The sequence below is a fragment of the Flavobacteriales bacterium genome (genome assembly GCA_019694795.1).
In the GTDB taxonomy this organism is placed as follows: domain Bacteria; phylum Bacteroidota; class Bacteroidia; order Flavobacteriales_D; family UBA2798; genus UBA2798.
Map to the genome: position 1 here is coordinate 1 of JAIBBF010000086.1, position 8,238 is coordinate 8,238.

The 8,238-nt window shown below is 39.7% G+C and carries 11 protein-coding genes; 7 read left to right on the forward strand and 4 right to left on the reverse strand.

Features of this window, described 5'->3' with window-relative positions; all coding sequences use genetic code 11:
- A partial coding sequence (locus tag K1X56_14210) for a hypothetical protein (GenBank protein MBX7095871.1) occupies positions 1-257 on the forward strand: 257 nt, incomplete at its 5' end.
- 155 nt (positions 258-412) lie between these two features.
- On the opposite strand, the gene pdxH is transcribed toward K1X56_14210, so the two are convergent.
- Both pdxH and K1X56_14220 read right to left on the reverse strand, forming a co-directional pair.
- A complete protein-coding gene (gene pdxH / locus K1X56_14215) occupies positions 413-1,063 on the reverse strand; it encodes a pyridoxamine 5'-phosphate oxidase (GenBank protein MBX7095872.1) in 651 nt (216 codons plus the stop codon).
- Positions 1,063-2,118, reverse strand: coding sequence for an acyl-CoA reductase (locus K1X56_14220; GenBank protein ID MBX7095873.1), 1,056 nt, complete (start codon positions 2,116-2,118; stop codon positions 1,063-1,065). Before K1X56_14220 ends, pdxH begins: the two co-directional genes overlap by 1 nt.
- A 68-nt stretch (positions 2,119-2,186) precedes the next feature.
- Here K1X56_14220 and K1X56_14225 point away from each other — a divergent pair, with 68 nt between their 5' ends.
- The 6 genes from K1X56_14225 (at position 2,187) to K1X56_14250 (ending at position 6,193) form a co-directional block, all read left to right on the forward strand.
- Positions 2,187-2,534: a 4Fe-4S dicluster domain-containing protein gene (locus K1X56_14225; GenBank protein MBX7095874.1), complete on the forward strand. Its 348-nt coding sequence runs from the start codon at positions 2,187-2,189 to the stop codon at positions 2,532-2,534.
- Positions 2,535-2,623: 89 nt separating this feature from the next.
- Complete coding sequence (locus K1X56_14230; protein MBX7095875.1) at positions 2,624-3,493, forward strand: hypothetical protein; 870 nt, start codon at positions 2,624-2,626, stop codon at positions 3,491-3,493.
- A 106-nt stretch (positions 3,494-3,599) separates the two neighbouring features.
- Positions 3,600-4,673 (forward strand): 3-phosphoserine/phosphohydroxythreonine transaminase, encoded by a 1,074-nt coding sequence (serC, locus tag K1X56_14235; GenBank protein ID MBX7095876.1) that lies wholly within the window; start codon positions 3,600-3,602, stop codon positions 4,671-4,673.
- 91 nt (positions 4,674-4,764) lie between these two features.
- Complete coding sequence (locus K1X56_14240) at positions 4,765-5,010, forward strand: hypothetical protein (GenBank protein MBX7095877.1); 246 nt, start codon at positions 4,765-4,767, stop codon at positions 5,008-5,010.
- A complete protein-coding gene (locus K1X56_14245; protein MBX7095878.1) occupies positions 5,011-5,634 on the forward strand; it encodes an OmpH family outer membrane protein in 624 nt (207 codons plus the stop codon). It abuts the gene before it with no gap.
- Position 5,635: 1 nt separating this feature from the next.
- Positions 5,636-6,193 (forward strand): DUF4924 family protein, encoded by a 558-nt coding sequence (locus K1X56_14250; protein MBX7095879.1) that lies wholly within the window; start codon positions 5,636-5,638, stop codon positions 6,191-6,193.
- Between the two features lies 1 nt (position 6,194).
- Here the strand turns inward: K1X56_14250 and K1X56_14255 are convergent, their stop codons facing one another.
- Both K1X56_14255 and K1X56_14260 read right to left on the reverse strand, forming a co-directional pair.
- Positions 6,195-7,103, reverse strand: coding sequence for a YfiM family protein (locus K1X56_14255; GenBank protein ID MBX7095880.1), 909 nt, complete (start codon positions 7,101-7,103; stop codon positions 6,195-6,197).
- The coding region (locus tag K1X56_14260; protein MBX7095881.1) for a hypothetical protein at positions 7,087-8,238 on the reverse strand (1,152 nt) is incomplete at its 5' end. The genes K1X56_14255 and K1X56_14260, both read right to left, overlap by 17 nt.

Here is an 8,238-nt window from a genome sequence, read left to right on the forward strand (position 1 = left end):
AGAAAAAAGCTGCTACTAAGAAAAAAGCTGCTAAGAAAAAAGCTGCTCCTAAGAAGAAAGCTACTGCAAAGAAAGCTGCTCCTAAGAAGAAAGCTGCTGCAAAGAAAAAAGCTGCTCCTAAGAAGAAAGCTGTTGCAAAGAAAAAAGCTGCTCCTAAGAAGAAAGCTACTGCAAAGAAAGCTGCTCCTAAGAAGAAAGCTGCTGCAAAGAAAAAAGCTACTGTTAAGAAAGCAGCTCCAGCTCCTGCAGCGAACTAATCTGAACACTACATCTACAATAAAGACCCGCAGAATCCTGCGGGTCTTTGTTTTTTACGGCAATTCATAAACGGCGATTTGCAGCGCGATTTATATCCGGATGAACTGGAAGTCGGACCAACAAAAAATAAATGAAAGGATGGTTTCCTAAGCAATCAGGGGGCTAATCGCTTTCTTTGCCAGGTGCCGGCATCTCGTTTAAAAGTAATACGATCATGGAGTCGACTCGGACGACCTTGCCAGAATTCAAATTTTTCAGGACGAATTAAATATCCGCCCCAGTGTGGTGGACGAGGAACTTCCTGGTCCTTGAATTTTTCTGTGTATTCCAACACCAAGCGTTCCAATTCCTCACGCGATTCAATTTCTGAACTCTGCGCACTGGCCCATGCTCCGATTTGACTTTCGCGTGGACGTGATGCAAAATAAGCATCCGAAATTTCTGGAGAAACGGGTTCAGCGATGCCTTCAATTCGGATCTGACGTTCCAGTTCAACCCAAAAAAACAAGGCCGATATCTTATGGTTCACAGAAAGGTCATGACCTTTGTGGCTTAAATAATTCGTATAAAAAATAATACCGGATTCACTGATATCACGCATATAAACAACCCGCGAAGACGGCTGCTGATGTTCATCTGCGGTAGAAATCATCATCGCATAAGGATCCAGAATTTCCGAACCAACGGCATCTTCAAACCACTGCTCAAACAATTGATAGGGATTTTCAGGAACTGAATTTTCATCCAGCGGACGATTCGCAAAATCCCTGCGAATGGAATTGATATAACTTCTTAAAACATCCATCAGCAGTTCAATAAAAATTTCAAGGTATCAACATGATCAGCATAATCCCATAATTCCGGACTTTGCGATTTTCCGAATGGAATATTGGATTTTGAAACTACACATTGAATTTCGTTTTCGTCCGACTTCAACTTTTCCGTCACCTTATTCAAATCGGTATAGCGTTCAACATATAAAGCACCCAAAGGTGAATGCAAACGATCATCTTCCTTCACCAACAAAAATCCGTTTTCAATTAAATCATCCTGATTCATCATCATGATGGCCTTATTGTAATCGTAATTATTGGCGTATTTTTTATGCTGCACTATGGGATGAAAAGAATAAATCGCTCCAAAAAAACGATCCAGATCAAAATCTTTAGGGATAAATAATTTAGAAACATTTCTGCAACCCAATCCGAAATAATCAAAAATATCATGTCCCAATGCATTCAATTCTTCCTCCGTTTCGGAACCATCCAGCACTGCAACTGAAGTACGGTTACCTCGAAAAATATGTGGATAAGTACCAAAGTATTTCTCAAAATAACGCATGGTATTATCTGATCCCGTGGCAATAACGGCAGAAAAATCTTCCAGTTTTCCGCTGGCAAATTTAATGCGCGAAGCAAACTCAGGCTCAATATGAACCACCAGATAAGTTAATATCCATGGAAGCAAACGATCATCTTCCGACGACATTTTTATGAGTGCTTTATTACCGGATATTAAAACACAAACTAAATCATGAAAACCGACCATCGGAATATTACCGGCCATGATCAGCGCGATGGTTTTTAATTTTTCATTTCCGTTTAAATCGGAATAAGCGGAGGTCCATTGCTCAAGATTTTCCTTACTCAGCGCCCGCGACCATTCAAGACAAGCTTTGCGGACATTTTCCTCCGTAAACCAACCATTTTGCAAATAAACCTGATTCAATAATTGAGAAAAAGAATCAAAATCCGATTGGCTTACTCCATGGGTATAACCCGACCAATCTTTACTGCCTGCGCACTGCCCGAGAACCTTTCCCAGCTGAACAAATGCATCAATTCGTTGTTTTAATTCCATTTCGGAGCTCCAATAAATTTGGTATTTCTATATTTGCAAATCTAAAACAAAAACAAAATATATCCGACATGGCTATTATGATCACAGACGAATGCATCAACTGCGGTGCATGCGAACCGGAATGTCCGAATAACGCCATCTATGAAGGAGGTGCAGAATGGAAATTCTCTGATGGAACTTCACTGAAAGGAAATCTTACTACTCCAGAAGGTAAATCCGTAGATGCATCCTCGGCGAACAATCCGAAATCGATGGATATCTATTATATCGTTACCGATAAGTGTACCGAATGTGTAGGCTTCCACGACGAACCTCAATGCGCAGCGGTTTGTCCGGTAGATTGTTGTGTGGACGACCCCGATCACCGCGAATCGGAAGAACAGCTTCGTAAAAAGAAAGATTTCCTCCACTTATAAAGAGCGAACCTTTTTGAAGAAACACCGTAATTAAACGGTGTTTTTTCGTTAATACACCTGCACGGCACGATTTTGGAATGATAACTCTTATGAAAAGATTCGTTTTTCTTCTATTACTCATCAACCTTTCCAATAAGGCAATGTCTCAGCAACCTGAAGGATGGGAGAATTTGCGTTATTATGAAGACTCATTAAAAACCTGCCTCGATTCATTACGAAAATCGCCCACCGATGCCATTCGTAAAACCTGGAATAAACAATTTAAAGACCTGTTAAAAGAAACACTGGAAATGAAAGGGGCAATGGATTATCCGTTCGACTCCTTAAAATCAATAGCTAAACTGACATCTCCAGATCATTATTTCCGGATTTTCAATTGGAATGTTCAGAATAACAATGGGACTTTTACGTATTATGGGTTTGTATTGGTACCGGATAATAAAATTCGCATTTTCGAATTGTTCGATCAGGGAATTACCATTAAAGAGCCTGAAGATAAAACCCTTGACAACCGGAAATGGCTGGGTGCTTTATATTATGATATTATCATAAGTGGCACAAAAGGCAGAAAGGAATACACCTTGTTGGGTTGGGATGGACATAATAAAACATCGGCCCGGAAAATCATTGATGTGATGGTGATACAGTCCGATAAAATTCAATTCGGCGCTCCGATTTTTGTTGGTTCAGATAAATCCGTGAAAAAGCGAATCGTTTTTGAGTTCTCCTCCCAGGCGAGTATGACCTTGAGGTACAATGAAAAGGAACAATTATTAGTCTACGATCATCTTATCCCCGAAAGTCCCGCCGCCGAAGGGATTCCGGAGTTTTATTTCCCGGATGGATCCTTCGACGGATTCCGGCTGGAAAATGAGCGATGGATTTTTGTGCCGGATGTAGATGCCAGAAGAGGAAAAGACAAGAAGGACCGATGGTGGAATGATCCGAAAAAAAACTAAAAATTCATAAACAAACTAAAGGGCAATAATTGAATTGCCCTTTTTCTTTTTTATACTCCGAATTATTCTCAATTTTGCTCAACCAAACCTTATAACTTTCATAACCATGAAAAAAGTTCACAATTTCAGTGCGGGTCCTGCCATTCTTCCTGCTGAAGTATTGAAAGAAGCATCTGATGCTTGTATCAATTTTAATAACCTCCATCTCTCGTTGCTTGAGATTTCTCACCGCAGCAAAGATTACGAAGCAGTAATGGATGAAGCTCGTGCATTGGTGAAGGAATTATTTGGTGTTGGTGAAAATTACGAAGTGCTCTATTTAGGCGGAGGTGCAAGTCTGCAATTTGGTATGATTCCTTATAATCTGCTTCGCACGAACGGTAAAGCAGCTTACCTGAATACCGGAGTATGGGCAACAAAAGCCATTAAAGAAGCAAAAATGTTAGGCGAAACTGTAGTTTTAGCTTCATCGGAAGATAAAAACTTCAATTACATTCCTAAAAAATATGATATTCCTGCTGATGCAGATTATTTCCACATCACATCCAACAACACGATTTACGGAACACAAATCAAACAATTCCCTAAATCACCCGTGCCTGTAGTATGCGATATGTCTTCCGATATTTTTTCTCGTCCTATCGACGGAAACCAATTTGGAATGATCTACGCCGGTGCACAAAAAAATATGGGCCCTGCAGGCACCACCATGGTGATGATCAACAAAGATTTGGTTGGTAAAAGCGACCGCAAAAAATTAAGCATGCTCGATTATGCCGTTCACATTAAAGGCGGATCGATGTATAATACTCCTCCTGTATTCCCTATTTATGTCACCATGCTTACCCTTCGTTGGTTAAAGAAAAATGGTGGTGTAAAATGGATTGAAAAAATCAACCAGGATAAAGCCGACCTTATTTACGGTGAGATCGACCGCAATAGTCTTTTCTATGGAACAGCAGAAAAAGAAGACCGTTCCAATATGAATGTTTGCTTCCTGATGAAAAATCCTGAACTCGAAGCGGAGTTTGATGCAATGTGGAAAGCTGCAAATATTTCCGGTATTCGCGGTCACCGCGATGTTGGCGGATACCGTGCCTCCATTTACAATGCAATGCCAATTGAAAGCGTAAAAGCGTTAGTTGAAGTAATGCAGGATTTTGAACGTAAAAAAGGTTAATTAGAAGGTCCATTCCTACAAAAACCGGTCGTTTTGATCGGTTTTTGTTTTTTTGGCTTTTTCATTGAAGCACATATCCTTACATTTGTACATGCGCGTTATTGCCGAAATACCACATCCGGATATCAAAATCACCGTTTTTAGCTGGAATGCAAAATACATCATTAAGCTGGAGGCGGGGCCTTATGAACAGATTTACAAAATCGCCGAAACCGATATTGAAGGTCTGGATAAAGTTAAATCGATGATGGATGGTGAATTCATACAATCCTGCATTCAACGTTTTTTGAGCATGCGCACTGATTTTTCTAATGCATATAAAAAAGTTAACTCCTAAATGAACTCGTCTAAACTTTCCCTTGGCCTAAACATCGGTTTACTTATTGCCGTCATCTTTTTATTTGTAAAAGTATATTCCGGTCCAGCCACCAGTTCCGAAACGGCAGAACCTGCAGAAACAAAAACTGAAATCAGCGGCAAACCAATGGCCGGAGCAAAAATTGCTTTTGTGCGCAATGATTCCATTCAATCTTCCTATAAATTCTACATCAAATCGGAAAAAGAATTGCAGGAATCGAAGGATGCAGCAGAAGCTACTTTGAAAAAGAAAGCTGAATACGCTATGGCGCGCGAGAAAAAATTAAACGACGAAGCGCGTTTCATGACTCAAAGCGAACAACAAAAAGCCATGATGGAATTGCAAAATTTACAAATGGATTACCAGCGCAAACAAGAAGAACTGATGAATGATCTGGCGATGAAAGAACAAAACCTGACCGATAAATTGTATCAGAACATCGAAGCATTTCTTGATGGTTATGTTAAAGAACATAAAATCGATATCGTAATGAATTATGTTCCGCGTTTAGGATTTTTATACATCAATCCGGAAATGGATATTACTGCCGATGTGGTAAAAGGACTAAATGCCGAGTACGATAATGCAATGAACGGAAAATAAGATGCGGGTAGCCGAGGAAAAATTAAAGTCCAATGTTGCCGAGTACATTTTGTACATGTGGCAAATGGAAGACGTGGTGCGATCTTTTAATTTCGATATCGAGGCTATTGAATTCAATTTATTGCGACCAGTTTTAAAATCTGAAGAAGAATTGAAGGCGGAAAAAGAATGGTTTAGTCAGCTTATCCGCAATATGAAAAACCAGGAAATTGAGCAGAAAGGTCACCTCAACGATATTTACGAAATCATTCAGGAACTTTTTTACCTGCATAATACCCTGCTCAATGTAGCCAAGGATCCTTCCTATCTTCAGTTGCACGAAGAGGCAGCACCGGGAATGGAAGATTACCGTTTACGTTCCAAATCTCATTCTATGAATGAAGTGGAACTTTGCTTTAATGCATTATACACTAAATTATTATTACGCTTAAAAAAACAGGAAATCAGCTCGGAAACAGAATCCGCATTTACCGCATTTTCTAAAATGATTTCCTACCTCTGCTCCTCCTATCATAAAATGAAAAAGGGAGAATTAAATTTTAATTTCAATCTGAATTAATTCAGAAATAAAAGGGCCTGAACGAAATTCCACCCTCCGAAAATTCTAAAGCAGGAAAAGGAATTTTAATCCAATTCAAGGAATTCAGCATCACCCGTTGCCATTTTCGCTTAACTGGAATTTTTCGAAAATCGATATCGAATGATAAATAATACTGCCGGTATCGCTGAAATACAGGATATGGATTTCCATTGGCATCGTATGCAGGATTTTCACGGCCGCCAATCATACCCTCTGCACCATAACCAAAAGCCAGATTAATCCATTGGGGAAAACGACTTTCCGATTTTAAAAATGATGCGATGTTAAGGCTTAACCAATAAGTCTGACCATTATAATCTTTTAATGTACGGGATGCAAAATCGGATCCGAGGAGATGGGGACGATATTGACTATAGGAAGTAGGGTGTGATGAAAATTTCATGCGGATTCGTTGCTCTTCCCAACCCAATTGCTGGGAAAGAAATAATCCGCAACCCAAAACATTGGCGCCCATATCCGACCATGAAAATCCCCAACCCGATGAAAATCCGTCCATCACTTCGAGTGTACTGAGGAAAAACAAGGATTGTCCGGCCGACCAACAGGCAGCGGAATTATTTTTTAATCCTGCTCTACGGTATAAATCATTCGAATATTCGGAAAATAAAAAGGCAGTACTTAGATGTCCGATTTTATCCATTTGCATCCATTCATCAAAATCATTGAAGGAATGCATCGGCACCAAATCCTGATCGGCATACCAAACAAAATACAAAGAAGAAACCGTAGCACTATAGGCAATGGATTCGCCAATAATGGTGTTTCGTAAACGATGAGGAGGAATAGAATCTGATGCTACCTGCGCTTGCGAATGGCAATAAATAAAAATGATAAAAACACCTGCTATGTGCTTAACCCACCATTGCATCGGCGTGTGGATATTTGTAATTGGTGCTAATTACTTTTCGTCCGAATAAATAAGCAAGTGTAAGTGCTCCGATTTTACCAACGAACATCGACATGGTGATGATAATTTTCCCTCCAAAAGATAAAGAGGAAGTAATGCCTGTAGATAATCCGGCAGTACCAAATGCCGACACTTGTTCAAAAATCACATCCAATTCACTGCGATCATCCATTGCCAGAATATGCTGTTCGGTTACCATTAATATAATTATCGCCAACAGATTCCACGCGATGAAAAACAGTAATATGGTAAAGGCTTTTAATACGGTATCCGAGAGAATGGTCCGCTTGAACAATTCAACATTTTTCTTTTCGCGCATAGTGGCAACAGTAGATGCCCATAATATGGCAAAGGTGGATGTTTTTATACCGCCACCGGTAGAATTTGAAGATGCTCCAACAAACATTAAGAATAGAAAGATCATTAGAGTAGGCGTGGTTAATCCGCCAATATCCACCGTATTAAATCCCGCTGTTCGGGTAGTTACCGACTGAAACAGGGAAGTGATCACCATTTCTCCGCCGTTTTTCCCTTCGAGTGTATTGTTGTATTCGAAAATAAAAAACAGGATTGCACCTGCCGTAAGGAGAATCAGTGAAAAATACAGCGCAACTTTGGTATTAAAATTAATCCGTTTCCAAGGTTTACGCATGCGTTCGCGGACATTCTCCAGCGAGAACAAATCGAAAATTGCCATGAAACCGAGTGAACCAAAAAAGATCAGAATAATCAAATCGATATGCAGAAAATAATTGTTTACAATATGCTCATTGTACATTCCATTATAGAAAATGGAAAATCCGGCATTGTTAAAAGCGGAAATGGAATGGAATACTGAAGCAAAAACACGATCGCCGGTAGTGGGGGTCAGCGGATTATTTTCGCCCAGGAAAAAATAAAATAAAATGGCTCCGCTTAGCTCAAAGAACAAACTCCAGAATAAAATTTTACGAAGCATTTTCACGGCCGATTCAAGTGTACCGCGTTTTGCATAATCATCCAGAAACGAATGGTATTTTACCCCAATTCCGAATTTCGACATCAGAATAATAAATGCCACGAATCCAACAATGTTTAATCCCCCAACCTTAATTAA